At 53.1% G+C, this 26,687-nt stretch carries 22 protein-coding genes, 1 tRNA gene and 2 rRNA genes; 17 read left to right on the top strand and 8 right to left on the bottom strand.

What is annotated here, in order from left to right:
• The first annotated feature begins 3 nt into the window (after positions 1-3).
• From lpxD to tilS, 10 genes are all read left to right on the top strand, one after another.
• A complete protein-coding gene (gene lpxD, locus ICA20_RS20180; RefSeq protein ID WP_038637414.1) occupies positions 4-1,029 on the top strand; it encodes a UDP-3-O-(3-hydroxymyristoyl)glucosamine N-acyltransferase in 1,026 nt (341 codons plus the stop codon).
• 103 nt (positions 1,030-1,132) lie between these two features.
• A complete protein-coding gene (gene fabZ / locus ICA20_RS20175; RefSeq protein ID WP_003018528.1) occupies positions 1,133-1,588 on the top strand; it encodes a 3-hydroxyacyl-ACP dehydratase FabZ in 456 nt (151 codons plus the stop codon).
• A 3-nt stretch (positions 1,589-1,591) separates the two neighbouring features.
• The gene (gene lpxA, locus ICA20_RS20170) at positions 1,592-2,380 is read left to right on the top strand and encodes an acyl-ACP--UDP-N-acetylglucosamine O-acyltransferase (protein ID WP_038637417.1); all 789 of its coding nucleotides are present in this window, start codon (positions 1,592-1,594) and stop codon (positions 2,378-2,380) included.
• Positions 2,380-3,528 carry a lipid-A-disaccharide synthase gene (gene lpxB / locus ICA20_RS20165; RefSeq protein ID WP_038637418.1) on the top strand — a complete coding sequence of 383 codons (1,149 nt, stop codon included), beginning with the start codon at positions 2,380-2,382 and terminating at the stop codon, positions 3,526-3,528. Before lpxA ends, lpxB begins: the two co-directional genes overlap by 1 nt.
• Positions 3,525-4,121, top strand: coding sequence for a ribonuclease HII (gene rnhB / locus ICA20_RS20160; protein ID WP_038637421.1), 597 nt, complete (start codon positions 3,525-3,527; stop codon positions 4,119-4,121). Before lpxB ends, rnhB begins: the two co-directional genes overlap by 4 nt.
• Before the next feature lie 24 nt (positions 4,122-4,145).
• A complete protein-coding gene (gene dnaE, locus ICA20_RS20155) occupies positions 4,146-7,628 on the top strand; it encodes a DNA polymerase III subunit alpha (protein ID WP_038637424.1) in 3,483 nt (1,160 codons plus the stop codon).
• Positions 7,629-7,640: 12 nt separating this feature from the next.
• Positions 7,641-8,600 carry an acetyl-CoA carboxylase carboxyl transferase subunit alpha gene (accA, locus tag ICA20_RS20150; protein WP_038637427.1) on the top strand — a complete coding sequence of 320 codons (960 nt, stop codon included), beginning with the start codon at positions 7,641-7,643 and terminating at the stop codon, positions 8,598-8,600.
• Between the two features lie 99 nt (positions 8,601-8,699).
• The gene (ldcC, locus tag ICA20_RS20145; protein ID WP_038637430.1) at positions 8,700-10,838 is read left to right on the top strand and encodes a lysine decarboxylase LdcC; all 2,139 of its coding nucleotides are present in this window, start codon (positions 8,700-8,702) and stop codon (positions 10,836-10,838) included.
• Between the two features lie 65 nt (positions 10,839-10,903).
• On the top strand, positions 10,904-11,293 hold the full coding sequence (locus ICA20_RS20140) for a VOC family protein (RefSeq protein WP_038637434.1): 390 nt from the start codon (positions 10,904-10,906) through the stop codon (positions 11,291-11,293).
• A gap of 61 nt (positions 11,294-11,354) precedes the next feature.
• The gene (gene tilS / locus ICA20_RS20135; RefSeq protein WP_038637437.1) at positions 11,355-12,647 is read left to right on the top strand and encodes a tRNA lysidine(34) synthetase TilS; all 1,293 of its coding nucleotides are present in this window, start codon (positions 11,355-11,357) and stop codon (positions 12,645-12,647) included.
• A gap of 83 nt (positions 12,648-12,730) precedes the next feature.
• Here the strand turns inward: tilS and rof are convergent, their stop codons facing one another.
• Both rof and ICA20_RS20125 read right to left on the bottom strand, forming a co-directional pair.
• The gene (gene rof / locus ICA20_RS20130) at positions 12,731-12,991 is read right to left on the bottom strand and encodes a Rho-binding antiterminator (protein WP_003018503.1); all 261 of its coding nucleotides are present in this window, start codon (positions 12,989-12,991) and stop codon (positions 12,731-12,733) included.
• On the bottom strand, positions 12,978-13,178 hold the full coding sequence (locus tag ICA20_RS20125) for a YaeP family protein (RefSeq protein ID WP_024132476.1): 201 nt from the start codon (positions 13,176-13,178) through the stop codon (positions 12,978-12,980). The genes rof and ICA20_RS20125 overlap by 14 nt, the downstream gene beginning before the upstream one ends.
• A 189-nt stretch (positions 13,179-13,367) precedes the next feature.
• On the opposite strand from ICA20_RS20125, the gene ICA20_RS20120 reads away from it, so the two are divergent.
• From ICA20_RS20120 to nlpE, 3 genes are read left to right on the top strand one after another with little or no spacing between them, the layout of a single operon-like run.
• Positions 13,368-13,913: a YaeQ family protein gene (locus tag ICA20_RS20120; RefSeq protein WP_038637444.1), complete on the top strand. Its 546-nt coding sequence runs from the start codon at positions 13,368-13,370 to the stop codon at positions 13,911-13,913.
• The gene (gene arfB, locus ICA20_RS20115; protein WP_038637447.1) at positions 13,910-14,332 is read left to right on the top strand and encodes an alternative ribosome rescue aminoacyl-tRNA hydrolase ArfB; all 423 of its coding nucleotides are present in this window, start codon (positions 13,910-13,912) and stop codon (positions 14,330-14,332) included. The genes ICA20_RS20120 and arfB overlap by 4 nt, the downstream gene beginning before the upstream one ends.
• A gap of 30 nt (positions 14,333-14,362) precedes the next feature.
• A complete protein-coding gene (gene nlpE, locus ICA20_RS20110; protein WP_087857695.1) occupies positions 14,363-15,061 on the top strand; it encodes an envelope stress response activation lipoprotein NlpE in 699 nt (232 codons plus the stop codon).
• A gap of 43 nt (positions 15,062-15,104) precedes the next feature.
• On the opposite strand, the gene proS is transcribed toward nlpE, so the two are convergent.
• From proS to metN, 6 genes are all read right to left on the bottom strand, one after another.
• Positions 15,105-16,823 (bottom strand): proline--tRNA ligase, encoded by a 1,719-nt coding sequence (proS, locus tag ICA20_RS20105; RefSeq protein ID WP_038637453.1) that lies wholly within the window; start codon positions 16,821-16,823, stop codon positions 15,105-15,107.
• Between the two features lie 113 nt (positions 16,824-16,936).
• A complete protein-coding gene (gene tsaA / locus ICA20_RS20100; RefSeq protein WP_038637456.1) occupies positions 16,937-17,644 on the bottom strand; it encodes a tRNA (N6-threonylcarbamoyladenosine(37)-N6)-methyltransferase TrmO in 708 nt (235 codons plus the stop codon).
• Positions 17,641-18,045, bottom strand: coding sequence for an Rcs stress response system protein RcsF (gene rcsF / locus ICA20_RS20095; protein WP_016151780.1), 405 nt, complete (start codon positions 18,043-18,045; stop codon positions 17,641-17,643). The genes tsaA and rcsF overlap by 4 nt, the downstream gene beginning before the upstream one ends.
• A 116-nt stretch (positions 18,046-18,161) precedes the next feature.
• Positions 18,162-18,977 (bottom strand): methionine ABC transporter substrate-binding lipoprotein MetQ, encoded by an 816-nt coding sequence (gene metQ, locus ICA20_RS20090; protein WP_006686809.1) that lies wholly within the window; start codon positions 18,975-18,977, stop codon positions 18,162-18,164.
• A gap of 44 nt (positions 18,978-19,021) precedes the next feature.
• The gene (locus ICA20_RS20085; protein ID WP_006686810.1) at positions 19,022-19,675 is read right to left on the bottom strand and encodes a methionine ABC transporter permease MetI; all 654 of its coding nucleotides are present in this window, start codon (positions 19,673-19,675) and stop codon (positions 19,022-19,024) included.
• A complete protein-coding gene (metN, locus tag ICA20_RS20080; protein ID WP_038637459.1) occupies positions 19,668-20,699 on the bottom strand; it encodes a methionine ABC transporter ATP-binding protein MetN in 1,032 nt (343 codons plus the stop codon). Before metN ends, ICA20_RS20085 begins: the two co-directional genes overlap by 8 nt.
• A gap of 189 nt (positions 20,700-20,888) precedes the next feature.
• Between metN and gmhB the strand changes: the two genes are divergently transcribed.
• From gmhB to ICA20_RS20060, 4 genes are all read left to right on the top strand, one after another.
• Positions 20,889-21,455, top strand: a complete 567-nt coding sequence (gene gmhB / locus ICA20_RS20075; RefSeq protein ID WP_038637462.1) for a D-glycero-beta-D-manno-heptose 1,7-bisphosphate 7-phosphatase — start codon at positions 20,889-20,891, stop codon at positions 21,453-21,455.
• A gap of 364 nt (positions 21,456-21,819) precedes the next feature.
• Positions 21,820-23,359: ribosomal RNA gene (locus ICA20_RS20070) — 16S ribosomal RNA — on the top strand.
• Between the two features lie 85 nt (positions 23,360-23,444).
• Positions 23,445-23,520, top strand: a tRNA-Glu gene (locus ICA20_RS20065).
• A 209-nt stretch (positions 23,521-23,729) separates the two neighbouring features.
• Positions 23,730-26,634: ribosomal RNA gene (locus tag ICA20_RS20060) — 23S ribosomal RNA — on the top strand.
• Together the 16S and 23S rRNA genes with 1 tRNA gene alongside form the textbook arrangement of a ribosomal RNA operon.
• The last annotated feature ends 53 nt before the right edge of the window (positions 26,635-26,687 follow it).

Raw genomic sequence — 26,687 nt, 5'->3', positions numbered from 1 at the left:
GTAATGCCTTCAATTCGACTGGCTGATTTAGCAGAGCAGTTGGATGCAGAATTACACGGTGATGGCGATATCGTCATCACCGGCGTAGCGTCCATGCAATCTGCGCAAACTGGCAATATCACGTTTATGGTGAATCCTAAGTACCGTGAACACTTAGGCGTATGCCAGGCTTCTGCCGTTGTCATGACGCAGGACGATCTTCCTTTTGCTAAGAGTGCAGCGCTGGTAGTGAAGAATCCCTACCTGACCTATGCTCGTATGGCGCAAATTTTAGATACCACGCCGCAGCCTGCACAAAACGTTGCACCGAGTGCAGCGATCGATGCGACGGCGAAGCTGGGTAAAAATGTCTCTGTGGGCGCAAATGCGGTCATTGAGTCTGGCGTAGAACTGGGCGATAACGTGGTTATTGGCGCAGGCTGCTTCGTCGGAAAAAATACAAAAATCGGCGCAGGTTCTCGCTTGTGGGCTAATGTGACGATTTACCACGACATTCAGATCGGTGAGAATTGCCTGATCCAATCCAGCACTGTCGTCGGTTCGGATGGATTTGGTTACGCGAACGATCGCGGTAACTGGGTGAAGATCCCGCAGCTTGGTCGCGTGATTATCGGCGATCGCGTCGAGATCGGCGCTTGTACTACCATTGACCGTGGTGCCCTGGACGATACTGTGATCGGTAATGGTGTTATCATTGATAATCAGTGCCAGATTGCACATAACGTTGTGATTGGCGACAATACGGCGGTAGCCGGTGGCGTCATTATGGCGGGTAGCCTGAAGATTGGCCGTTACTGCATGATTGGCGGCGCCAGCGTGATCAATGGGCATATGGAAATATGCGACAAAGTCACGGTAACTGGCATGGGTATGGTGATGCGTCCTATCACGGAACCTGGCGTCTACTCCTCAGGCATTCCGCTACAACCCAATAAGGTATGGCGTAAAACAGCTGCACTGGTGATGAATATTGATGATATGAGCAAGCGCCTCAAAGCGATTGAGCGCAAGGTTAATCAACAAGACTAAAGCACCTTTTTTGCATGTCTGACTTTTCGGCCTGTCCCATTCATACGATTGCGACAGGCCGTGTTATTATTGCCTTTTAGTATATTTTGACAGGAAGAGTATTTTGACTACTAACACTCATACTCTGCATATTGAAGAGATTTTAGAACTTCTGCCGCACCGTTTTCCGTTTCTGCTGGTTGACCGCGTGCTGGATTTTGAAGAAGGTCGTTTTCTGCGCGCAGTGAAAAATGTATCCGTTAATGAGCCTTTCTTCCAGGGGCACTTCCCGGGCAAACCTATTTTCCCTGGCGTACTGATTCTGGAAGCGATGGCGCAGGCCACCGGTATCCTCGCATTTAAAAGCGTAGGAAAACTGGAACCAGGCGAACTGTACTATTTCGCGGGTATTGACGAAGCACGCTTTAAGCGTCCTGTCGTGCCGGGCGATCAGATGATCATGGAAGTGACTTTCGAGAAAACGCGCCGTGGCCTGACCCGTTTTAAAGGGGTTGCGCTGGTCGACGGTAAAGTTGTGTGCGAAGCAACGATGATGTGTGCCCGTAGCCGGGAGGCCTGATACGTGATTGATAAATCCGCCTTTATTCACCCTACCGCCATTGTGGAAGAGGGCGCCAGTATTGGCGCTAACGCTCACATTGGCCCATTTTGTATTGTTGGACCCCATGTTGAAATTGGTGAGGGTACCGTACTGAAGTCTCACGTTGTCGTGAATGGCCATACAAAAATTGGTCGCGATAACGAGATCTATCAGTTTGCCTCCATCGGCGAAGTTAACCAGGATCTTAAATATGCTGGCGAACCGACCCGCGTGGAAATTGGCGATCGCAACCGCATCCGCGAAAGCGTCACCATTCATCGTGGCACAGTGCAGGGCGGTGGAGTGACGAAGGTGGGCAGCGATAACTTACTGATGATTAATGCGCACGTCGCGCATGATTGTACGGTAGGCAACCGCTGTATTCTGGCGAATAACGCCACGCTTGCCGGACATGTTTCGCTGGATGATTTTGTTATCATCGGCGGCATGACTGCGGTGCATCAATTCTGCATCATCGGCGCGCATGTGATGGTTGGCGGCTGTTCTGGCGTTGCTCAGGACGTGCCACCGTACGTTATCGCCCAAGGCAACCACGCGACGCCGTTTGGCGTCAATATCGAAGGTCTGAAGCGTCGTGGGTTCACCCGCGAAGCGATTACCGCGATTCGTAATGCCTACAAAGCGTTGTACCGTAGCGGTAAAACGTTGGAAGAAGCGAAACCGGAAATCGCCGAACTGGCGAAACAGCACCCTGAAGTCCAGGCTTTCAGCGACTTCTTTGAGCGCTCAACGCGTGGTCTGATTCGTTAATGACTGAGCAGCGTCCTTTAACGATTGCCCTCGTCGCCGGAGAAACCTCCGGCGATATTCTTGGTGCAGGGCTAATCCGCGCACTCAAAGCTCGTGTTCCCAATGCGCGTTTTGTTGGCGTGGCGGGGCCGCTAATGCAGGCCGAAGGCTGTGAAGCCTGGTACGAAATGGAAGAACTGGCGGTGATGGGCATTGTTGAAGTGCTCGGACGTCTGCGCCGTTTACTGCATATTCGTGCCGATCTCACTCGTCGATTCACCGAGCTCAAGCCGGATGTTTTCGTTGGCATTGATGCACCTGATTTCAATATTACCCTTGAAGGGAACTTGAAAAAGCAGGGCATAAAAACCATTCATTATGTCAGTCCGTCCGTCTGGGCGTGGCGACAGAAACGCGTTTTCAAAATAGGCAGATCCACTAATATGGTGCTGGCTTTTCTGCCTTTCGAAAAAGCGTTTTATGACAAATTTAACGTCCCGTGCCGCTTTATCGGCCACACCATGGCGGATGCCATGCCGTTGGATCCGGATAAACACGCGGCCCGTGATATTTTGGGTATTCCCCACGACGCGCATTGCCTGGCGCTGCTGCCAGGAAGCCGTGGCGCAGAAGTGGAGATGCTCAGCGCCGATTTTCTGAAAACGGCGCAACTGTTACGTCAGCATTATCCGGATCTCGAAGTCGTGGTGCCGTTGGTGAATGCCAAACGCCGGGAGCAGTTTGAGCGTATCAAGGCAGAGGTTGCGCCGGAGCTTTCCGTGCATCTGCTTAATGGCATGGGACGTGAAGCGATGGTGGCCAGCGACGCCGCACTGTTGGCTTCAGGCACCGCCGCGCTGGAATGTATGCTGGCAAAGTGTCCGATGGTGGTCGGCTACCGCATGAAACCTTTTACCTTCTGGCTGGCGAAGCGTCTGGTGAAAACGGATTACGTTTCGCTTCCTAACCTGTTAGCGGGAAGAGAACTGGTTAAAGAGCTGTTGCAGGAAGAGTGTGAGCCGCATGCGCTGGCGCAAGCGCTGTTGCCGTTACTGGCGAATGGTAAAACCAGCCATGCGATGCATGACACTTTCCGTGAACTGCATCAGCAGATCCGTTGCAATGCTGATGAGCAGGCGGCGGATGCAGTCCTGGAGTTAGCGCAATGATTGAATTTGTTTATCCGCATACGCATTTAGTGGCGGGTGTGGATGAAGTCGGACGTGGTCCTTTGGTTGGGGCGGTTGTTACTGCTGCCGTCATTCTGGATCCGGCTCGCCCGATTATCGGTCTTAACGACTCAAAAAAATTGTCGGAAAAACGTCGCCTGGCGTTGTTTGATGAAATAAAAGAAAAAGCGTTAAGCTGGAGCGTGGGCCGTGCGGAACCGCATGAAATCGACGATCTGAATATTTTGCATGCCACCATGCTGGCGATGCAGCGTGCGGTCGCGGGGCTGCATATTGCGCCGGAATACGTACTGATTGACGGCAATCGTTGTCCGGCATTACCGGTACCGTCGATGGCGGTAGTCAAAGGTGATAGCCGCGTAGCGGAGATTAGCGCAGCGTCAATACTGGCAAAAGTGACCCGCGATGCTGAAATGGCAGCGCTGGATACGGTTTTTCCGCAGTATGGCTTTGCGCAGCACAAAGGCTATCCAACCGCTTTTCATCTGGAAAAATTGGCACTGTATGGCGCGACAGAGCACCATCGCCGCAGTTTTGGCCCCGTCAAACGCGCACTGGGACTCACGTCCTGATTCTTGTGTCGAAGGAATCTGAAGATGTCTGAACCACGTTTCGTCCACCTCCGGGTGCACAGCGACTACTCCATGATCGATGGGCTGGCGAAAACCGGGCCGCTGGTGAAGAAGGCGGCCGCGTTAGGCATGCCTGCGCTGGCGATCACCGATTTTACCAACCTGTGTGGTCTGGTGAAGTTTTACGGAGCGGGTCACGGCGCCGGTATTAAGCCTATTGTAGGCGCAGATTTTCATGTCCGCAGTGAACTATTGGCTGATGAACTCACGCAACTCACCGTACTGGCCGCTAACAATACCGGCTATCAGAACCTGACGTTATTGATATCAAAAGCCTATCAGCGCGGTTATGGCGCAGAAGGGCCGGTTATCGACCGCGACTGGCTGGTCGAGCTAAAAGAAGGTTTGATTTTGCTCTCCGGCGGCCGCATGGGCGACGTCGGACGTAGCTTGTTGCGCGGTAATAGCGCCCTGGTTGACGAATGCGTGGCGTTTTACGAAGCGCATTTTCCCAATAGCTACTTCCTTGAGCTGATCCGTACCGGCAGACAAGATGAAGAAAACTATCTGCATGCCGCGGTAGAACTGGCTGAAAGGCGTGGTTTGCCGGTGGTGGCGACCAACGATGTTCGCTTCCTGGAAACCGGCGATTTCGATGCGCATGAAATCCGTGTGGCGATCCACGACGGGTTCACCCTTGACGACCCTAAACGCCCGCGTAACTACTCCGCGCAGCAGTATATGCGTAGCGAAGACGAGATGTGCGAGCTGTTCTCCGATATCCCGGAGGCGCTGCAAAACACCGTCGAAATTGCCAAACGCTGTAACGTCACGGTGCGTTTGGGTGAGTATTTCTTGCCACAGTTCCCGACCGGCGATATGACCACCGAGGATTTCCTCGTGGCGAAGTCGAAAGAGGGGCTGGAACAGCGACTGGCGTTCCTGTTCCCGGATCCGGAAGAGCGCGCCAGGCGCCGTCCGGAATATGATGAACGTCTGGATGTTGAGCTACAGGTTATCAACCAGATGGGGTTCCCGGGCTACTTCCTGATCGTTATGGAATTTATCCAGTGGTCGAAGGATAACGGCGTACCAGTAGGTCCGGGACGTGGTTCCGGCGCAGGATCGCTGGTGGCCTATGCGCTAAAAATTACCGACCTGGATCCGCTGGAATTTGACCTGCTGTTCGAACGTTTCCTGAACCCGGAACGTGTCTCAATGCCCGACTTCGACGTTGACTTCTGTATGGAGAAACGCGACCAGGTTATTGAACACGTGGCGGATATGTACGGTCGTGATGCGGTTTCGCAGATTATTACTTTCGGTACGATGGCGGCAAAAGCGGTTATCCGAGACGTGGGTCGCGTGCTGGGGCACCCGTACGGCTTCGTGGATCGTATTTCGAAACTTGTGCCGCCCGATCCGGGCATGACGCTGGCGAAAGCCTTTGAAGCTGAACCGCAACTGCCGGAAATCTATGAGGCAGATGAAGAGGTTAAAGCGCTGATCGATATGGCGCGTAAGCTGGAAGGCGTCACGCGTAACGCCGGTAAGCACGCCGGTGGCGTGGTTATCGCTCCGACCAAAATTACCGATTTTGCGCCGCTATACTGCGATGAACAGGGGCTGCACCCGGTTACTCAGTTTGATAAGAACGACGTGGAATACGCCGGCCTGGTGAAGTTCGACTTCCTGGGGCTGCGTACGCTGACCATCATCAACTGGGCGCTGGAGATGATCAACGCCCGCCGTGAAAAGAACGGCGAGCCGCCGCTGGATATCGCGGCCATTCCGCTTGACGATAAGAAAAGCTTCGACATGCTGCAACGCTCGGAAACCACCGCGGTATTCCAGCTTGAATCCCGCGGCATGAAGGATCTGATCAAACGTCTGCAGCCTGACTGCTTCGAAGATATGATCGCACTGGTGGCCCTGTTCCGCCCGGGCCCGCTACAGTCGGGGATGGTAGATAACTTTATCGACCGTAAGCATGGTCGCGAAGAGATTTCCTATCCGGACGTACAATGGCAGCATGAGTGTCTGAAGCCGGTACTGGAGCCAACCTACGGCATTATCCTGTATCAGGAACAGGTTATGCAGATTGCCCAGGAGCTGTCTGGTTACACGCTTGGCGGCGCGGATATGCTGCGTCGTGCGATGGGTAAGAAAAAGCCGGAAGAAATGGCCAAACAGCGCGGCACCTTTGAAGAAGGGGCGAAAAAGCGCGGCGTCGACGGCGAACTGGCGATGAAAATCTTTGACCTGGTGGAGAAATTCGCCGGTTACGGATTTAACAAATCACACTCCGCTGCCTATGCGCTGGTCTCTTACCAGACGCTATGGTTGAAGGCGCATTACCCGGCCGAGTTTATGGCGGCGGTAATGACGGCCGATATGGATAACACCGAGAAAGTGGTCGGGCTGGTGGATGAATGCTGGCGCATGGGGTTAAAAATCCTGCCGCCAGACATTAACTCCGGGCTTTACCATTTCCACGTTAACGATGATGGCGAGATTGTTTATGGCATCGGCGCGATAAAAGGCGTGGGTGAAGGGCCAATTGAAGCTATTATTGAGGCGCGCAACGAAGGCGGTTACTTCCGCGAGCTGTTTGATCTCTGTGCGCGTACGGATATCAAAAAACTCAATCGCCGGGTGCTGGAAAAACTGATTATGTCCGGGGCGTTTGACCGCCTTGGCCCACACCGCGCGGCGTTGATGAATTCGTTGAATGATGCGCTAAAAGCCGCCGATCAGCATGCGAAAGCCGAGGCTATTGGCCAGGCTGATATGTTTGGCGTGCTGGCGGAAGAACCCGAACAAATTGAACAGTCTTATGCCAACTGTACACCGTGGCCTGAGCAGGTAGTATTAGACGGTGAGCGTGAAACGTTAGGGCTTTACCTGACGGGACACCCTATCAACCAGTATTTAAAAGAAATTGAGCGCTATGTTGGAGGCCACAGGCTGAAAGACATGCATCCGACAGAACGTGGTAAAGTCACCACGGCTGCGGGGCTCGTCATTGCCGCGCGGGTAATGGTCACCAAGCGCGGCAATCGTATCGGCATCTGTACACTGGATGACCGTTCCGGGCGTCTGGAAGTTATGTTGTTTACCGATGCCCTGGATAAATACCAGCAATTGCTGGAAAAAGACCGCATACTTATCGTCAGCGGACAGGTCAGCTTTGATGACTTCAGCGGCGGGCTTAAAATGATGGCCCGTGAAGTCATGGATATTGACGAAGCCCGGGAAAAATATGCTCGCGGGCTTGCTATCTCGCTGACGGACAGGCAAATTGATGACCAGCTTTTAAACCGACTCCGTCAGTCTCTGGAACCCCACCGCTCGGGGACAATTCCAGTACATCTCTACTATCAGAGGGCGGATGCACGTGCGCGGTTGCGTTTTGGCGCGACGTGGCGTGTCTCTCCGAGCGATCGTTTGCTAAACGATCTCCGCGGCCTTATTGGTTCGGAGCAGGTGGAACTGGAGTTTGACTAATACAGGAATACTATGAGTCTGAATTTCCTTGATTTTGAACAGCCGATTGCAGAGCTGGAAGCAAAAATCGATTCTCTGACTGCGGTTAGCCGTCAGGATGAGAAACTGGATATTAACATCGATGAAGAAGTGCATCGCCTGCGTGAAAAAAGCGTAGAACTGACGCGTAAAATCTTCGCCGATCTTGGCGCATGGCAGGTAGCCCAACTGGCACGCCATCCACAGCGTCCGTACACCCTGGATTATGTCCGCCTGGCGTTTGATGAATTTGATGAGCTGGCGGGCGATCGTGCCTATGCGGATGACAAAGCTATCGTCGGCGGTATTGCGCGTCTGGATGGTCGTCCGGTGATGATCATTGGTCATCAGAAAGGCCGTGAGACCAAAGAAAAAATTCGTCGTAATTTCGGCATGCCAGCGCCGGAAGGCTATCGCAAAGCGCTGCGTCTGATGGAAATGGCAGAACGTTTCAACATGCCGATCATTACCTTCATCGACACCCCAGGGGCTTACCCGGGCGTGGGCGCGGAAGAACGTGGTCAGTCTGAAGCGATCGCGCGCAACCTGCGTGAAATGTCGCGTCTGAGCGTACCGGTCATCTGCACCGTTATCGGTGAAGGTGGTTCCGGCGGCGCGCTGGCGATCGGCGTAGGCGATAAAGTGAATATGCTGCAATACAGCACCTATTCCGTTATCTCCCCGGAAGGTTGTGCCTCCATTCTGTGGAAAAGCGCTGATAAAGCGCCGCTGGCCGCTGAAGCGATGGGCATTATCGCGCCGCGTCTGAAAGAGCTGAAGCTTATCGACTCTATCATTCCTGAACCGCTGGGTGGCGCGCACCGTAACCCGGAAGCCATGGCGGCGTCACTGAAAGCGCAACTGCTGGCCGATCTCGCCGATCTTGATGTGTTAGGTAAAGAAGATCTGAAAAACCGTCGCTACCAGCGTCTGATGAGCTACGGCTACGCATAAGCTACATTAATTCTGAAAAGGGCCACAATGCTGTGGCCCTTTTTTTTACCTGCAGTTTGACCAGGCTATGCTTAACTGAGGTTTTTCCAGGAGGAACGCATGAATATCATTGCCATCATGGGACCGCATGGCGTCTTTTATAAAGATGAGCCCATCAAGGAACTTGAGCGTGCGCTACAACAGCAGGGGTTTCAGATTATCTGGCCGCAGAATAGCGTTGACCTGCTGAAGTTTATCGAACATAACCCGCGAATTTGCGGCGTCATTTTTGACTGGGATGAATACAGTCTGGATCTGTGCAGTGACATCAACCAGCTCAACGAATATCTTCCGCTTTACGCCTTTATTAATACCCATTCAACGATGGATGTCAGCGCCCATGACCTGCGCATGGCGCTGTGGTTTTTTGAGTATGCGCTGGGCCAGTCTGAAGACATTGCCACCCGCATCCGCCAGTACACTAGCGAATATCTGGATAACATTACGCCCCCTTTCACCAAAGCGCTGTTTACCTATGTGAAGGAAGGAAAGTATACCTTCTGCACGCCCGGTCATATGGCGGGAACGGCGTACCAGAAAAGCCCGGTCGGCTGCCTGTTCTATGATTTCTTTGGCGGTAATACGCTGAAAGCCGATGTCTCCATTTCAGTGACCGAGCTGGGCTCGCTGCTGGATCATACCGGCCCGCACCTGGAAGCGGAGGAGTATATCGCGCGCACTTTTGGCGCCGAGCAGAGCTATATGGTGACCAACGGCACGTCCACCTCCAATAAAATTGTTGGTATGTACGCCGCACCCACGGGCAGTACGCTGTTGATTGACCGCAACTGTCATAAGTCGTTGGCGCATTTGCTGATGATGAGCGATGTGGTGCCAATCTGGTTGAAGCCGACGCGTAATGCGTTGGGTATTCTGGGCGGTATCCCCCGTCGGGAATTTAGCCGGGCAAGCATCGAAAGCAAGGTAGAGGAGACCCCTCAGGCGCAATGGCCGGTGCATGCGGTGATCACCAACTCCACCTATGACGGCCTGCTGTATAACACCAACTGGATCAAACAAACGCTGGATGTGCCCTCTATCCATTTTGATTCAGCCTGGGTGCCATATACCCATTTTCATCCGATCTATCAGGGGAAAAGCGGGATGAGCGGTGAGCGCGTGCCGGGGAAGGTGATTTTTGAAACCCAGTCCACCCACAAGATGCTGGCGGCGTTGTCACAGGCTTCTTTGATCCACATTAAGGGCGATTACGACGAAGACACCTTTAACGAAGCCTTTATGATGCACACATCCACTTCGCCGAGTTACCCGATTGTTGCCTCGATAGAAACCGCAGCGGCCATGCTGCGTGGCAATTCCGGTAAGCGGTTAATCAATCGTTCGGTGGAGCGGGCGCTGCATTTTCGTAAAGAAGTGCAGCGGTTGCGTGAAGAGTCGGATGGCTGGTTTTTTGATATCTGGCAACCAGAAAGGGTGGATGAAGCAGAATGCTGGCCGGTAGCGCCCGGTGAAGACTGGCACGGATTTATCGATGCTGACGCCGACCACATGTTTCTTGACCCGGTGAAAGTCACTATTCTGACGCCGGGGATGGATGAACAGGGAAATATGAGTGAAGAGGGGATTCCTGCCGCGCTGGTGGCGAAATTCCTTGATGAACGCGGCGTGGTTGTCGAGAAAACGGGACCGTATAATCTGTTGTTCCTGTTCAGCATCGGCATTGATAAAACCCGGGCGATGGGCCTGCTGCGCGGACTGACGGAATTTAAGCGTTCGTACGATCTGAATTTACGCGTGAAAAACATGCTTCCGGATCTGTATGCTGAAGATCCTGATTTTTATCGTAATATGCGCATTCAGGATCTGGCGCAGGGGATCCATAGGCTTATTCGCCAGCACGATCTTTCCGGGCTGATGCTGCGGGCATTTGATACCTTACCGGAAATGAAAATGACGCCGCATCAGGCCTGGCAGCGGCAGATCAAAGGTGAGGTTGAAACGGTGGCGCTCGATCAACTGGTGGGGCGCGTTTCCGCCAATATGATCCTGCCTTACCCTCCCGGCGTACCGCTCTTGATGCCTGGTGAAATGATCACGGAAAAAAGCCGGGCTGTACTCGATTTCCTGCTGATGCTGTGCTCCGTGGGCCATCATTATCCTGGATTTGAAACCGATATCCATGGCGCTAAACTGGGTGAGGATGGCGTGTATCGTGTGAGAGTCTTAAAAATGGCATAACGACTTGCCTGAACCCATTACGCACGAGTAACGTGCTGAAGAACAAACGAAAGAGGCAAAACGCTATGCTGGGATTAAAACAGGTTCACCATATTGCCATTATTGCGACGGACTACGCGGCGAGTAAGGCATTTTACTGCGATGTGTTGGGCTTCACCCTGATGAGCGAAGCCTACCGGGAAGAGCGAGACTCCTGGAAAGGCGATCTGGCATTGAACGGTCAGTATGTGATTGAGCTCTTTTCTTTCCCATTTCCACCTTGCCGCCCCAGCCGACCGGAAGCCTGTGGTTTACGTCATCTGGCGTTCAGTGTGGATGACGTAGAGAAAGCGATCGCGCATCTGGAAGCGCGCGATGTGAAGTGCGAGCCGATACGCATTGATCCGTTTACCAGCAAACGCTTCACGTTTTTTAACGATCCCGACGGATTACCGCTCGAACTGTATGAGCTGTAAGGCTTGTCATTATGGCGTTAGCCCGGTAACGTGCCGGGCAATACCATTGTAAGTAACCATCATGACAACACTCACGCTGAATACTTCACTGCTGAATTCTCAATCGATTCTGGTCGCCTTTAGCGGCGGGCTGGACTCCACCGTGCTGCTGCATCAGTTAGTGCTGTGGCGAGCACAGCACCCTGAGGTTACGTTGCGCGCAATCCATATTCATCATGGATTAAGTCCCCACGCGGACAACTGGGTGCAGCACTGTGAATCGATATGCGCGCAGTGGCAGGTGCCGCTGGTGGTTGAACGGGTCCGTCTGGAGGATGATGGTCTGGGGATAGAAGCTCAGGCGCGGCGGGCGCGCTATCACGCATTTGCACAGACGTTACTGCCGGGCGAGGTACTGATGACCGCCCAGCATCTGGACGACCAGTGCGAAACTTTTCTGCTGGCCCTTAAGCGTGGCAGTGGTCCTGCCGGGCTTTCCGCCATGGGAGAAAGCTCGCCGTTCGCCGGGACCCGGCTGATCCGACCGCTGCTGGCGCAAACGCGAGAGGCGCTGGAAGGGTGGGCGCGACAGCACCAATTATGTTGGATTGAGGATGAAAGTAATCAGGATGATACCTACGATCGCAATTTCCTCAGATTGCGCGTTACTCCCTTGCTGCAACAGCGTTGGCCGCACTTCGCGCAATCCACGGCCCGCAGCGCCGCGCTGTGCGCCGAGCAGGAGAGCTTACTGGATGAACTGCTTGCCAGCGATTTAGCCGACTGCGTCACGGCCCAGGGCACACTGTTGCTGGCACCGCTAATGACGATGAGCAGTGTGCGGCGTGCCGCCCTGCTTCGCCGCTGGCTGGCAGGATTAACTGCGCCAATGCCTTCCCGTGACGCGCTGGAACGTATCTGGCAGGAAGTCGCGCTGGCGCGGGAAGATGCTTCCCCCTGTTTTCGCCTTGGAGGGTTCGACATTCGTCGTTATCAGTCACAGCTGTGGTGGGTGAAATCGGTCGATGGGCAAAGCGAAACCGTCATCCCGTGGACATGCCGGGAAACGCCGTTGACGTTGCCTGCCGGGTTAGGCTCGGTGCAGCTCATCCCTGCTGGCGAATTGCGTATGCCGCAGGCAGATGAAGCCGTCAGCATTCGGTTTAAAGCGCCAGGCGTATTACATATTGTCGGGCGTAACGGTGGACGTAAATTAAAGAAAATCTGGCAGGAGCAGGGGATCCCGCCCTGGCGACGAGATACCACGCCGCTGTTGTTTTACGGCGAAACGCTGATTGCGGCTGCGGGTGTTTTTGTGACGCGTGAGGGAGCAGCAGAAGATAAAGAAGGGGTGAGTCTGGTTTGGCATGCCTGATGGCGGTGCGCTTATCCGACCTACATATCGCATGGAAAGTAGGCCGGATAAGGTGCTTGCACCGCCATCCGGCAACAAAAGAATCAGGATTCGCTGACGACCACGGTACCGATTTGCGGGTGGCTGAAGCTGGCAATTTTATCGAGGCGAAGCTCCCGGGTTTCACCTGCGACATCTGCGACCAGATATTCCACGTTTTTGCGTGAAACCAGATCGTTTGCTTTCGCTTGTAAAACTTCGCCATCTTTTAACGCCAACGTCAGTAACAAATGGTGCTGGCAGGCGAGTTCAAGATTGTCGTAATCATCACAGTTGATGGGTTGATACGTTTCATTCATTGACATAATCGCTCACCAGTAAGTTCGCGGCAGCATAGGCCGCTTTTTCCCTGACCGACTCTGAAAGGGCGCTGTCTGCCGCCATTTCATTAAGCACCTTCAATACGCAACCCAGCGCATCCGGGACATACCCTAAGTCTCCGCTGGCGATTTCCGCGTACCGCTTGCGTATTAACTCACAATATTTTTCCACATGCCCTCCTGTCAGCACTCTGACTTAACCGTGGATGCAAGTCTAAGCCTACGAAGATAAACTCTGTTTAGCAAGGTGACTATACCATACTCATTCAGGCAATATCAGCGGCCTTGATAGAGGCGCTGTTAGCAGCCTTTTGCCGCAGTTTTCGCTACAATGAGCGCCTGATTCGAAAGGAGTTCTCAAATGGCGCTTAAAGCGACAATCTATAAAGCTGTAGTCAATGTGGCGGATCTCGACCGCAACCAGTTCCTTGACGCAGCCTTGACGCTGGCGCGTCACCCTTCAGAAACCCAGGAGCGCATGATGCTGCGACTGCTGGCGTGGATTAAATATGCCGATGAACGCCTGCAGTTCACGCGTGGCCTGAGCGCGGAAGATGAACCGGAAGCCTGGCTGCGAAACGACCATCTGGGCATTGATTTATGGATTGAACTCGGCCTGCCGGATGAGCGTCGTATTAAGAAAGCCTGCACTCAGTCTGCTGAGGTGGCCCTGTTTACCTACAACAGCCGTGCGGCCCAGATCTGGTGGCAACAAAACCAGAGTAAGTGCGCGCAGTTTAAAAATCTTACCGTGTGGTATCTGGATGACGAACAACTGGCGCAACTGAGTGAATTTGCTGGTCGCACCATGGCGCTGCAGGCGACGATTCAGGATGGCGCTATCTGGTTGTCCGATTCTCAGAACAATCTGGAAATTCATCTGACCGCGTGGCAGCAGGGTTCATGATAGTCATCTCCCGAAACGTCTCTATCCCTGATAATGAGCTGGAAATCACGGCGATTCGGGCGCAGGGCGCGGGTGGTCAGCACGTTAACAAGACCTCGACAGCCATCCATTTGCGCTTTGACATTCGGGCCTCTGGCCTGCCAGAGTATTATAAGGAACGCCTGCTGGCCGCCAGCCATCATCTGATTAGCGGCGATGGCGTTATTATCATTAAGGCGCAGGAATACCGTAGCCAGGAGCTAAACCGGGAAGCGGCAATCTCCCGGCTGGTGGCGGTGATCAAAGAATTAACCGCAGTGCAAAAAAGCCGACAGGCAACGCGTCCTACGCGCGCTTCGAAAGAGCGTAGGTTGTCATCGAAGGCGCAAAAATCCACAGTGAAGTCACTGCGCGGGAGAGTTCGTCGAACGCAAGACTGACGAGCAGGAATAAAAATTTATAAGGAATTGATAGTGAAAACAGCAATATTGTCCGTCGTCGCTGCATGCACGCTTTTTTCCTTGATCGGCTGTAACAACCGTACTGAAGTCGAAGTACTACAGCCGACACGGGCGGCAGAATTAAAACCGATGCAGCAAAGCTGGCGAGGCATCCTGCCTTGCGCGGACTGCGAAGGGATTGAAACTTCTCTGTTCCTCGAAAAAGACGGAACATGGGTGATGAACGAACGTTATCAGGGGGTGAGGGATGAACCGTCGTCCTTTGCCTCTTATGGAACATGGGCGCGTACTGCGGATAAGCTGGTGCTGACCGACAGTAAAGGTGAAAAGTCGTACTATCGTGCTAAAGGCGAAGCACTGGAAATGCTCGATCGTGAAGGTAATCCGATTGAGTCGCAGTTCAACTACACCCTTCAGCCCGTTTCCGCCAGCTTACCGGTGACGCCAATGCCGATGCGGGGCATGTACTTCTATATGGCTGACGCAGCTATCTTTACCGACTGCGCAACGGGTAAACGGATGCCGGTGGCGAATAACGCCCAGCTTGAGCGTGACTATTTAGCCGCGCGCGCGGAAAACGGCCAATCCGTATTGCTGACGCTGGAAGCGCATTTCACACTGGAGGCGAACCCGGACACTGGCGAGAAAGTGAAAACGCTGATGGCGGATAAAGATGCGAAATTTATCCCCGGTAAAGGGTGTAATTAATTGATGAAAAAAAGGCCCTGATTATCAGGGCCTTTTGCTGATATTAGCCTTTAATGGCTTTTACCAGATAGTCGACGATGTCGCCCGTTTTAATCAACTGCTTCTCGCCGTTACGACGGTATTTGTATTCGATATCGTCGTTGTCGAGGTTACGGTCGCCCAGCACGATAGTATGCGGAATACCGATCAGTTCCATATCGGCAAACATCACGCCCGGACGCTCTTTACGGTCGTCCATCAGCACTTCAATGCCCTGCGCGCGCAGTTCCGCGTACAGCTTTTCAGCCAGTTCCTGCACGCGGTAGGACTTATGCATGTTCATCGGCAGAATCGCGACCTGGAACGGGGCAATGGCGTCTGGCCATACGATACCGCGATCGTCATAGTTCTGTTCGATAGCAGCAGCAACCACGCGAGTGACCCCGATACCGTAGCAACCCATGGTCAGGATCTGGTTACGGCCATCTTCGCCCTGAACGGCGGCTTTCATCGCTTCAGAGTACTTGGTGCCCAACTGGAAGATGTGACCCACTTCGATGCCGCGTTTAATCAGCAGCGTACCCTGGCCATCCGGACTCGGGTCGCCAGCGACCACGTTACGGATATCCGCAACTTCCGGGGTGGCAACGTCGCGATCCCAGTTGATACCGAAATAGTGCTTACCGTCGATGTTGGCGCCGGCTGCGAAGTCGCTCATCACGGCAACGGTACGGTCGATAACGACCGGAATTGGCATGTTCACCGGACCCAGAGATCCCGGACCCGCTTTCACCAGTGCGCGAATCTCTTCTTCGGTGGCGAAGGTCAGCGGGCTGGCAACCTGCGGCAGTTTTTCCGCTTTGACTTCGTTCAGCTCGTGATCGCCGCGAACCAGCAGCGCAATCAACGGAGACTTGCTGCCTTCAACCGCTTTCACCAGCAGGGTTTTTACGGTTTTCTCGATCGGTAGGTTGAACTGCTCAACCAGCTCGGCGATGGTTTTGGCGTTTGGCGTATCGACCAGCGTCATCTCCTGCGTTGCTGCCGCACGCGGCTCTTTTGGCGCAACGGCTTCGGCAAACTCGATATTCGCTGCATAATCGGAGGTGTCGGAGAAGATCACATCGTCTTCGCCGCTCTGCGCCAGCACCTGGAATTCGTGAGAGGCGCTACCGCCGATAGAACCGGTATCCGCTTGTACCGCACGGAAATCGAGACCCATACGGCTGAAGATCTTGCTGTACGCTGCGTACATCGCGTCGTAGGTCTCCTGCAGGGATTCCTGAGAGGTATGGAAAGAGTAGGCATCTTTCATCAGGAATTCGCGGGAACGCATCACGCCGAAGCGCGGACGAACTTCGTCACGGAATTTAGTCTGGATCTGGTAGAAGTTCAGCGGCAGCTGTTTGTAAGAGCTCAGCTCGTTACGAATCAGGTCGGTGATCACTTCTTCATGCGTTGGGCCAAGGACGAACGGGCGATCGCCACGGTCAGCAATACGCAGCAGTTCCGGGCCGTATTGTTCCCAACGGCCACTCTCTTGCCACAGCTCAGAGGGCTGAACGACCGGCATCAACACCTCGATCGCACCGGCGTTGTTCATCTCTTCACGCACGATGTTTTCGACTTTTTTCAGGACGCGCACGCCGGTCGGCAGCCAGGTGTATAACCCGGAGGCCAGCTTGCGGATCATCCCGGCGCGCAGCATCAGCTGATGGCTGATGACTTCGGCGTCGGCAGGTGTCTCCTTCAGAGTGGAGAGCAGATATTGGCTAGTACGCATGTTGTTACGGTTCCAGTTGAACGATCGAACAGGCTCAAGACGAGCCTGGCACAAAACAAAAGTGGTTTAGTTTACCAGCGAGAAAGGGATGTCAAAAGAGTACGCGACGCAAATTAGCGGGCTTCCAGAGCAAAGACCTCAAATCCTGACGGCGTAACGCGCCAGCGGACGTTAAAGTCCAGCAGCCAAACGGCGTAGGTTTTGCCTTCTTCCTCGTTTTTACGGTAGGCAGGACGGGGATCCTGCGCCAGCACTTCGGCAATAAACTGGCGAAGATGCGGATAACGTTTTTCCAGCCCAGCCAGTTGCCCGGCGATCTCTTCACTGAACGTCACATCTACGCTGGCCTGCGGTGCATCCTGAGCATAGCTGGCGCGAGCATCGGGCAGCGATTCGGCAAATGGCAGATACGGTTTAATATCCACTACCGGCGTACCATCGACAAGATCCAGCCCGCCGAGCTCAAGGATGACGTGCTCTTTGTGGCAGCGGATACCTCGAAGCTCAACCAAAGACATGCCAACAGGGTTAGGACGAAACGTTGAACGCGTGGCGAAAACACCCATTCTGGCGTTGCCGCCAAGACGGGGAGGGCGCACGGTTGGACGCCATCCTCCTTCCATTGTCTGATGAAAAACAAAAATCACCCACAAATGGCTGAAGGCTTCCAGGCCGCGAACGGCATCGGCCTGGTTATAGGGAGCGAGCAAATGCAGTTCGCCGCTGGCGCTTTTCACCAGACCTGGCTGGCGTGGAACGGCGAACTTTTCTTTATAAGGTGAGCGGATAACGCCTATTTGCTCGAACTGAAAATGGCTCATTTCGCCGAAATGTTCAGTGCAGAACCAATGCAAACCGCCTGACGATAGCAACCTGGCGTTCCGCTGGTGACTTCGCAACTGTGCAGCAATACCGCATTCGCTTTCATTTTAGAGGCGTTAATCTGCATGCGTTTACGTGCGGTTGGGATGCTCGGAGGGGAATCCTGGTTTGATGCCTGGCAGGATTCGCCGCTGACTTCGCCGAGATCGCGGAATGGTTTACCCACTAAATCTTCGGCGTTAGTAATGATTCTTACCGGCGCCGCGCGCGGTGCTTTTGGTTTTTCCGGCTCCGCTTTTGGCGGGGTAGCGGTGCTTTGAACGGGTTCAACAGGGGATCTGCTTAACATAGAACAGCCGCTCAGCATGAGTGCTACTAAACAGATCGGTAAAGCACGCATAATATTTCCTCAATGAATGATCTAAACGTCAGATATTGAATCAGGTGCTTGCATAAATGACAAGACGGGCAAGCGCCCGTCCTGATGATATTACAGATTCTGGAAACAGCCTAAAATTACCAGCCCTTAACAGCACCGCCGTTGAAGACTTTGTTCGCTGCTTCGTATACTTCGTCAGACTGGTAGGCCTGCACGAATTTCTTCACGTTCTCAGCATCTTTGTTGTCTTCACGGGTCACGATCAGGTTTACGTACGGAGAATCTTTATCTTCAACAAAGATACCGTCTTTTGCCGGGGTCAGGCCAATCTGGCTGGCGTAGGTGGTGTTGATGACCGCCAGGGCGATTTGCGCATCGTCCAGTGAACGCGGCAACTGCGGCGCTTCCAGTTCAACCAGCTTCAGGTTTTTCGGGTTTTCAATCACGTCCAGCGCGGTCGGCAGGAGGCCAACACCGTCTTTCAGTTTGATTAAGCCCACTTTTTGCAGCAGCAGCAGCGAGCGGCCAAGGTTAGTCGGGTCGTTTGGAATCGCGACCTGAGAACCTTCCTGCAGCTCATCCAGTGATTTGATTTTTTTGGAGTAGCCCGCAATCGGGTAAACAAAAGTATTGCCCGCGGCAACCAGCTTGTAACCACGATCTTTAATCTGCTGATCCAGGTACGGTTTGTGCTGGAAGGCGTTAGCATCAATGTCGCCTTTGCTCAACGCTTCGTTAGGCAGGACGTAATCGTTAAACGTGACCAGCTCAACGTCCAGACCATATTTTTCTTTTGCCACTTTCTGCGCGACTTCTGCAACCTGTTGCTCTGCGCCAACAATAACGCCCACTTTGATGTGGTTAGGATCTTTTTCATCCTGACCGCAACCCACAAGTGCCAGAGAACCGATCAGGGCTCCAACTGCCGCAAAGGTTTTGAATTTGAACGCCATGCTTATTTCCTTTTCTTAATGAGTTTTTAGTGTTGTGTGCAACGTTATTTGTGCGTGACAACCCGGACGATGCGATCGCCGGATAACTGAATTAAATAAACCAGAACGACGAGCAATACCAGTACTGTATTCATCACGGTAGCGTTGTAGCCGATATAACCGTACTGGTAGCCAATCTGTCCCAAACCACCTGCGCCGACGGCACCGCCCATCGCGGAATAGCCAACCAACGTGATGAGCGTGATGGTGGCGGCATTGACCAGACCCGGCAGCGCTTCTGGCAGTAATACCTTACGTACAATCTGCAACGGCGTGGCGCCCATCGCACGGGAGGCTTCAATCAGCCCGGTCGGGATTTCCAGCAGCGCGTTTTCCACCATACGGGCGATAAACGGCGCGGCGCCGACGGTCAGCGGGACGATAGCGGCCTGCAGCCCAATAGAGGTACCCACAATCATGCGGGTGAAAGGAATCATCCACACCAGCAAAATAATGAATGGGATGGAACGGAAAATATTTACCAGCGCAGAGAGCGTACGGTAAAGCTTAGCGTTCTCAATGATTTGCCCAGGACGCGTAACGTACAGCAATACGCCAACCGGCAGGCCAATGACAAAACCAAAAAAACCGGACACAAAGGTCATTGCCAGCGTTTCCCATACGCCGCGAACCAGCAGCCACATCATCGGCTCAGACATAACCCAGTACCTCTACTTTTACATGGTGTTCCTGCAGCCAGTTAATGGCTGCTTGTGTATCTTCCTGTGTGCCGTGCATTTCCGTCAGCATAATGCCGAACTTCACGCCGCCGGCATAATCCATCTGCGCGCTAATAATGTTGTTATTCACATTAAAGCGACGGGCCGTCTCAGAGAGTAATGGCGCATCGACCGAATGACCGGTGAACTCCATGCGCAGCATTGGCACGCTGTCGGCTTGCGGCTCTGCTTTTAAACGTTCCAGATAATCTTCCGGGATATCCAGATGTAGAGTGGACTGGATAAACTTCTGTGCCAGCGGCGTTTTCGGGTGAGAGAAGACTTCGCTGACGGTGTCCTGTTCAATCAGTTCACCATTGCTGATGACCGCCACGCAGTCACAAATGCGTTTTACAACGTCCATCTCATGGGTAATCAGCAGAATGGTGAGACCCAGACGACGGTTAATGTCTTTCAGCAGTTCCAGAATCGAACGCGTGGTTGCCGGGTCGAGTGCGCTGGTGGCTTCATCGCAGAGCAACACTTTGGGATTACTTGCCAGCGCACGGGCGATCGCCACTCGCTGTTTTTGTCCACCGGAAAGGTTGGCCGGATAGCTATCGTGCTTGTCGCCAAGGCCAACTAAATCCAGCAGTTCTGTTACACGGCGTTTGATCTCTTCCTTTGGCGTGTTATCCAGTTCCAGCGGCAGCGCAACGTTGCCAAACACGGTACGGGAAGAGAGCAGGTTAAAGTGTTGGAAAATCATGCCGATTTGACGGCGAGCTTTGGTCAACTCGGACTCTGAAAGCGTTGTCAGCTCCTGACCGCCGACCTGAACGCTGCCTTCGGTTGGGCGTTCAAGTAAGTTAACGCAGCGGATAAGCGTACTTTTACCGGCACCGGAGGCGCCAATGACGCCGTAAATCTGCCCGGCGGGAACATGCAGGCTGACATTATTTAGCGCCTGAATGGTGCGAGTCCCCTGCTGGAACACTTTGGTGATATTCGAAAGTTTAATCATTGGTTATTTATTATCGTAATTAAGTTAGCCGTGGCATTTTCGTCTGTCTGGGACGGTCAAGGCCGTCAACAAGATGGATGTTAAGGCATCCAGACGTCTAAATCAATCTAGCTTTGCACGATGAGCACTTTCTTGCCCGCCGAAACATGCGATACTAGAGCCACATGCCTTATTCAGGAGCTATAAAAGGTGGCAAAGTCTGTACCCGCAATTTTTCTCGACCGTGACGGCACCATTAATGTGGACCACGGTTACGTACATGAGATTGATGAGTTCGAGTTTATCGACGGCGTTATTGATGCCATGCGTGAACTTAAAAATATGGGTTACGCGCTAATTGTGGTGACGAACCAGTCTGGTATCGCGCGCGGTAAATTTACCGAGGCACAGTTTGAAACGTTGACCGAATGGATGGACTGGTCGCTGGCCGATCGCGACGTTGATCTGGATGGTATCTACTATTGCCCGCACCATCCGCAGGGTACCGTAGAAGAGTATCGTCAGGTCTGCGATTGCCGTAAGCCGCATCCCGGGATGTTGATCTCCGCTCGCGACTTCCTGCACATCGATATGGCTGCTTCTTATATGGTAGGCGACAAAATAGAAGATATGCAGGCGGCAGCAGCGGCGAATGTTGGCACCAAGGTACTGGTGCGCACGGGCAAACCCGTCACGCCGGAAGCAGAAAATGCGGCAGATTTGGTTATAAATAGTCTGGCAGACCTGCCAAAGGCGATAAAAAAGCAGCAAAAGTAAGCGTTGTGGATAAAAGGTGAGCGGTTGGAACAAAAATGCATTTTTCCGCTTGTCTTCCTGAGTCGACTCCCTATAATGCGCCTCCATCGACACGGCGGATGTGAATCACTTCACACAAACAGCCCGGTCGGTTGAAGAGAAAAACCTGAAAATGAGGGTTGACTCTGAAAGAGGAAAGCGTAATATACGCCACCTCGCGACAGAGCGCCAAAGCGCGTCGCAACTGCTCTTTAACAATTTATCAGACAATCTGTGTGGGCACTCGAGGATACGGATTCTTAACGTCGCAAGACGAAAAATGAATACCAAGTCTCTGAGTGAACACGTAATTCATTACGAAGTTTAATTCACGAGCATCAAACTTAAATTGAAGAGTTTGATCATGGCTCAGATTGAACGCTGGCGGCAGGCCTAACACATGCAAGTCGAACGGTAGCACAGAGAGCTTGCTCTCGGGTGACGAGTGGCGGACGGGTGAGTAATGTCTGGGAAACTGCCCGATGGAGGGGGATAACTACTGGAAACGGTAGCTAATACCGCATAATGTCGCAAGACCAAAGAGGGGGACCTTCGGGCCTCTTGCCATCGGATGTGCCCAGATGGGATTAGCTAGTAGGTGGGGTAACGGCTCACCTAGGCGACGATCCCTAGCTGGTCTGAGAGGATGACCAGCCACACTGGAACTGAGACACGGTCCAGACTCCTACGGGAGGCAGCAGTGGGGAATATTGCACAATGGGCGCAAGCCTGATGCAGCCATGCCGCGTGTATGAAGAAGGCCTTCGGGTTGTAAAGTACTTTCAGCGAGGAGGAAGGCGTTGTGGTTAATAACCACAGCGATTGACGTTACTCGCAGAAGAAGCACCGGCTAACTCCGTGCCAGCAGCCGCGGTAATACGGAGGGTGCAAGCGTTAATCGGAATTACTGGGCGTAAAGCGCACGCAGGCGGTCTGTCAAGTCGGATGTGAAATCCCCGGGCTCAACCTGGGAACTGCATCCGAAACTGGCAGGCTAGAGTCTTGTAGAGGGGGGTAGAATTCCAGGTGTAGCGGTGAAATGCGTAGAGATCTGGAGGAATACCGGTGGCGAAGGCGGCCCCCTGGACAAAGACTGACGCTCAGGTGCGAAAGCGTGGGGAGCAAACAGGATTAGATACCCTGGTAGTCCACGCCGTAAACGATGTCGACTTGGAGGTTGTGCCCTTGAGGCGTGGCTTCCGGAGCTAACGCGTTAAGTCGACCGCCTGGGGAGTACGGCCGCAAGGTTAAAACTCAAATGAATTGACGGGGGCCCGCACAAGCGGTGGAGCATGTGGTTTAATTCGATGCAACGCGAAGAACCTTACCTACTCTTGACATCCAGAGAACTTAGCAGAGATGCTTTGGTGCCTTCGGGAACTCTGAGACAGGTGCTGCATGGCTGTCGTCAGCTCGTGTTGTGAAATGTTGGGTTAAGTCCCGCAACGAGCGCAACCCTTATCCTTTGTTGCCAGCGGTCCGGCCGGGAACTCAAAGGAGACTGCCAGTGATAAACTGGAGGAAGGTGGGGATGACGTCAAGTCATCATGGCCCTTACGAGTAGGGCTACACACGTGCTACAATGGCATATACAAAGAGAAGCGACCTCGCGAGAGCAAGCGGACCTCATAAAGTATGTCGTAGTCCGGATTGGAGTCTGCAACTCGACTCCATGAAGTCGGAATCGCTAGTAATCGTGGATCAGAATGCCACGGTGAATACGTTCCCGGGCCTTGTACACACCGCCCGTCACACCATGGGAGTGGGTTGCAAAAGAAGTAGGTAGCTTAACCTTCGGGAGGGCGCTTACCACTTTGTGATTCATGACTGGGGTGAAGTCGTAACAAGGTAACCGTAGGGGAACCTGCGGTTGGATCACCTCCTTACCTTAAAGAACCGACCTTTGCAGTGCTCACACAGATTGTCTGATGAAAAGTGAATAGCAAGGCGTCTTGCGATTGAGACTTCAGTGTCCCCTTCGTCTAGAGGCCCAGGACACCGCCCTTTCACGGCGGTAACAGGGGTTCGAATCCCCTAGGGGACGCCACTTGCTGGTTCGTGAGTGAAAGACGCGCACCCTGATATCTCAAAACTGACTTGCGAGTCATGTTTGAGATATTTGCTCTTTAAAAATCTGGATCAAGCTGAAAATTGAAACGACACACTGTGTCTGTTCTCCGTAATAAGAACAGATAAAAGGTGTGTTCGAGTCTCTCAAATTTTCGCAATCAGAAGTGAAACATCTTCGGGTTGTGAGGTTAAGCGACTAAGCGTACACGGTGGATGCCCTGGCAGTCAGAGGCGATGAAGGACGTGCTAATCTGCGATAAGCGCCGGTAAGGTGATATGAACCGTTATAACCGGCGATTTCCGAATGGGGAAACCCAGTGTGATTCGTCACACTATCGTTAACTGAATACATAGGTTAACGAAGCGAACCGGGGGAACTGAAACATCTAAGTACCCCGAGGAAAAGAAATCAACCGAGATTCCCCCAGTAGCGGCGAGCGAACGGGGAGCAGCCCAGAGTCTGAATCAGCATGTGTGTTAGTGGAACGGTCTGGAAAGTCCGACGGTACAGGGTGATAGTCCCGTACACAAAAATGCACAGGTTGTGAACTCGAAGAGTAGGGCGGGACACGTGGTATCCTGTCTGAATATGGGGGGACCATCCTCCAAGGCTAAATACTCCTGACTGACCGATAGTGAACCAGTACCGTGAGGGAAAGGCGAAAAGAACCCCGGCGAGGGGAGTGAAAAAGAACCTGAAACCGTGTACGTACAAGCAGTGGGAGCACCTTCGGGTGTGACTGCGTACCTTTTGTATAATGGGTCAGCGACTTATATTCTGTAGCAAGGTTAACCGTATAGGGGAGCCGAAGGGAAACCGAGTCTTAACTGGGCGTTAAGTTGCAGGGTATAGACCCGAAACCCGGTGATCTAGCCATGGGCAGGTTGAAGGTTGGGTAACACTAACTGGAGGACCGAACCGACTAATGTTGAAAAATTAGCGGATGACTTGTGGCTGGGGGTGAAAGGCCAATCAAACCGGGAGATAGCTGGTTCTCCCCGAAAGCTATTTAGGTAGCGCCTCGTGAATTCATCTTCGGGGGTAGAGCACTGTTTCGGCTAGGGGGTCATCCCGACTTACCAACCCGATGCAAACTGCGAATACCGAAGAATGTTATCACGGGAGACACACGGCGGGTGCTAACGTCCGTCGTGAAGAGGGAAACAACCCAGACCGCCAGCTAAGGTCCCAAAGTCATGGTTAAGTGGGAAACGATGTGGGAAGGCACAGACAGCCAGGATGTTGGCTTAGAAGCAGCCATCATTTAAAGAAAGCGTAATAGCTCACTGGTCGAGTCGGCCTGCGCGGAAGATGTAACGGGGCTAAACCATGCACCGAAGCTGCGGCAGCGACACTATGTGTTGTTGGGTAGGGGAGCGTTCTGTAAGCCGTTGAAGGTGGCCTGTGAGGGTTGCTGGAGGTATCAGAAGTGCGAATGCTGACATAAGTAACGATAATGCGGGTGAAAAACCCGCACGCCGGAAGACCAAGGGTTCCTGTCCAACGTTAATCGGGGCAGGGTGAGTCGACCCCTAAGGCGAGGCCGAAAGGCGTAGTCGATGGGAAACAGGTTAATATTCCTGTACTTGGTGTTACTGCGAAGGGGGGACGGAGAAGGCTATGTCGGCCGGGCGACGGTTGTCCCGGTTTAAGCATGTAGGCGGAGGTTCCAGGTAAATCCGGTACCTTTTAACGCTGAGGTGTGATGACGAGGCACTACGGTGCTGAAGTGACAAATGCCCTGCTTCCAGGAAAAGCCTCTAAGCATCAGGTAACATCAAATCGTACCCCAAACCGACACAGGTGGTCAGGTAGAGAATACCAAGGCGCTTGAGAGAACTCGGGTGAAGGAACTAGGCAAAATGGTGCCGTAACTTCGGGAGAAGGCACGCTGATAGGTAGGTGAAGTGATTTACTCATGGAGCTGAAATCAGTCGAAGATACCAGCTGGCTGCAACTGTTTATTAAAAACACAGCACTGTGCAAACACGAAAGTGGACGTATACGGTGTGACGCCTGCCCGGTGCCGGAAGGTTAATTGATGGGGTTATCCGTAAGGAGAAGCTCTTGATCGAAGCCCCGGTAAACGGCGGCCGTAACTATAACGGTCCTAAGGTAGCGAAATTCCTTGTCGGGTAAGTTCCGACCTGCACGAATGGCGTAATGATGGCCAGGCTGTCTCCACCCGAGACTCAGTGAAATTGAACTCGCTGTGAAGATGCAGTGTACCCGCGGCAAGACGGAAAGACCCCGTGAACCTTTACTATAGCTTGACACTGAACACTGGTCCTTGATGTGTAGGATAGGTGGGAGGCTTTGAAGTGTGGACGCCAGTCTGCATGGAGCCGTCCTTGAAATACCACCCTTTAATGGCTGGTGTTCTAACGTGGGCCCGTAATCCGGGTTGCGGACAGTGTCTGGTGGGTAGTTTGACTGGGGCGGTCTCCTCCCAAAGAGTAACGGAGGAGCACGAAGGTTAGCTAATCCTGGTCGGACATCAGGAGGTTAGTGCAAAGGCATAAGCTAGCTTGACTGCGAGAGTGACGGCTCGAGCAGGTGCGAAAGCAGGTCTTAGTGATCCGGTGGTTCTGAATGGAAGGGCCATCGCTCAACGGATAAAAGGTACTCCGGGGATAACAGGCTGATACCGCCCAAGAGTTCATATCGACGGCGGTGTTTGGCACCTCGATGTCGGCTCATCACATCCTGGGGCTGAAGTAGGTCCCAAGGGTATGGCTGTTCGCCATTTAAAGTGGTACGCGAGCTGGGTTTAGAACGTCGTGAGACAGTTCGGTCCCTATCTGCCGTGGGCGCTGGAGAATTGAGGGGGGCTGCTCCTAGTACGAGAGGACCGGAGTGGACGCATCACTGGTGTTCGGGTTGTCATGCCAATGGCACTGCCCGGTAGCTAAATGCGGAAGAGATAAGTGCTGAAAGCATCTAAGCACGAAACTTGCCCCGAGATGAGTTCTCCCTGAGACCTAGAGTCTCCTGAAGGAACGTTGAAGACGACGACGTTGATAGGTCGGGTGTGTAAGTGTAGCGATACATTGAGCTAACCGATACTAATGAACCGTGAGGCTTAACCTTACAACGCCGAAGATGTTTTGGCGGATTTGAGAAGACAGATTTTCAGCCTGATA

Origin of the sequence: Citrobacter sp. C5_2 (assembly GCF_014596845.2) — a bacterium.
In the GTDB taxonomy this organism is placed as follows: domain Bacteria; phylum Pseudomonadota; class Gammaproteobacteria; order Enterobacterales; family Enterobacteriaceae; genus Citrobacter; species Citrobacter werkmanii.
This window is presented reverse-complemented; position numbering and strand designations above follow the sequence as displayed.

Bases quoted from the DNA above. Each gene is read 5' to 3' on its own strand.
- lpxD (WP_038637414.1), top strand. From the start codon at position 4: ATGCCTTCAATTCGACTGGCTGATTTAGCAGAGCAGTTGGATGCAGAA.
- lpxB (WP_038637418.1), top strand. From the start codon at position 2,380: ATGACTGAGCAGCGTCCTTTAACGATTGCCCTCGTCGCCGGAGAAACC.
- rnhB (WP_038637421.1), top strand. From the start codon at position 3,525: ATGATTGAATTTGTTTATCCGCATACGCATTTAGTGGCGGGTGTGGAT.
- dnaE (WP_038637424.1), top strand. From the start codon at position 4,146: ATGTCTGAACCACGTTTCGTCCACCTCCGGGTGCACAGCGACTACTCC.
- accA (WP_038637427.1), top strand. From the start codon at position 7,641: ATGAGTCTGAATTTCCTTGATTTTGAACAGCCGATTGCAGAGCTGGAA.
- ldcC (WP_038637430.1), top strand. From the start codon at position 8,700: ATGAATATCATTGCCATCATGGGACCGCATGGCGTCTTTTATAAAGAT.
- ICA20_RS20140 (WP_038637434.1), top strand. From the start codon at position 10,904: ATGCTGGGATTAAAACAGGTTCACCATATTGCCATTATTGCGACGGAC.
- tilS (WP_038637437.1), top strand. From the start codon at position 11,355: ATGACAACACTCACGCTGAATACTTCACTGCTGAATTCTCAATCGATT.
- rof (WP_003018503.1), bottom strand. From the start codon at position 12,991: ATGTCAATGAATGAAACGTATCAACCCATCAACTGTGATGATTACGAC.
- ICA20_RS20120 (WP_038637444.1), top strand. From the start codon at position 13,368: ATGGCGCTTAAAGCGACAATCTATAAAGCTGTAGTCAATGTGGCGGAT.
- arfB (WP_038637447.1), top strand. From the start codon at position 13,910: ATGATAGTCATCTCCCGAAACGTCTCTATCCCTGATAATGAGCTGGAA.
- proS (WP_038637453.1), bottom strand. From the start codon at position 16,823: ATGCGTACTAGCCAATATCTGCTCTCCACTCTGAAGGAGACACCTGCC.
- tsaA (WP_038637456.1), bottom strand. From the start codon at position 17,644: ATGAGCCATTTTCAGTTCGAGCAAATAGGCGTTATCCGCTCACCTTAT.
- rcsF (WP_016151780.1), bottom strand. From the start codon at position 18,045: ATGCGTGCTTTACCGATCTGTTTAGTAGCACTCATGCTGAGCGGCTGT.
- metQ (WP_006686809.1), bottom strand. From the start codon at position 18,977: ATGGCGTTCAAATTCAAAACCTTTGCGGCAGTTGGAGCCCTGATCGGT.
- ICA20_RS20085 (WP_006686810.1), bottom strand. From the start codon at position 19,675: ATGTCTGAGCCGATGATGTGGCTGCTGGTTCGCGGCGTATGGGAAACG.
- metN (WP_038637459.1), bottom strand. From the start codon at position 20,699: ATGATTAAACTTTCGAATATCACCAAAGTGTTCCAGCAGGGGACTCGC.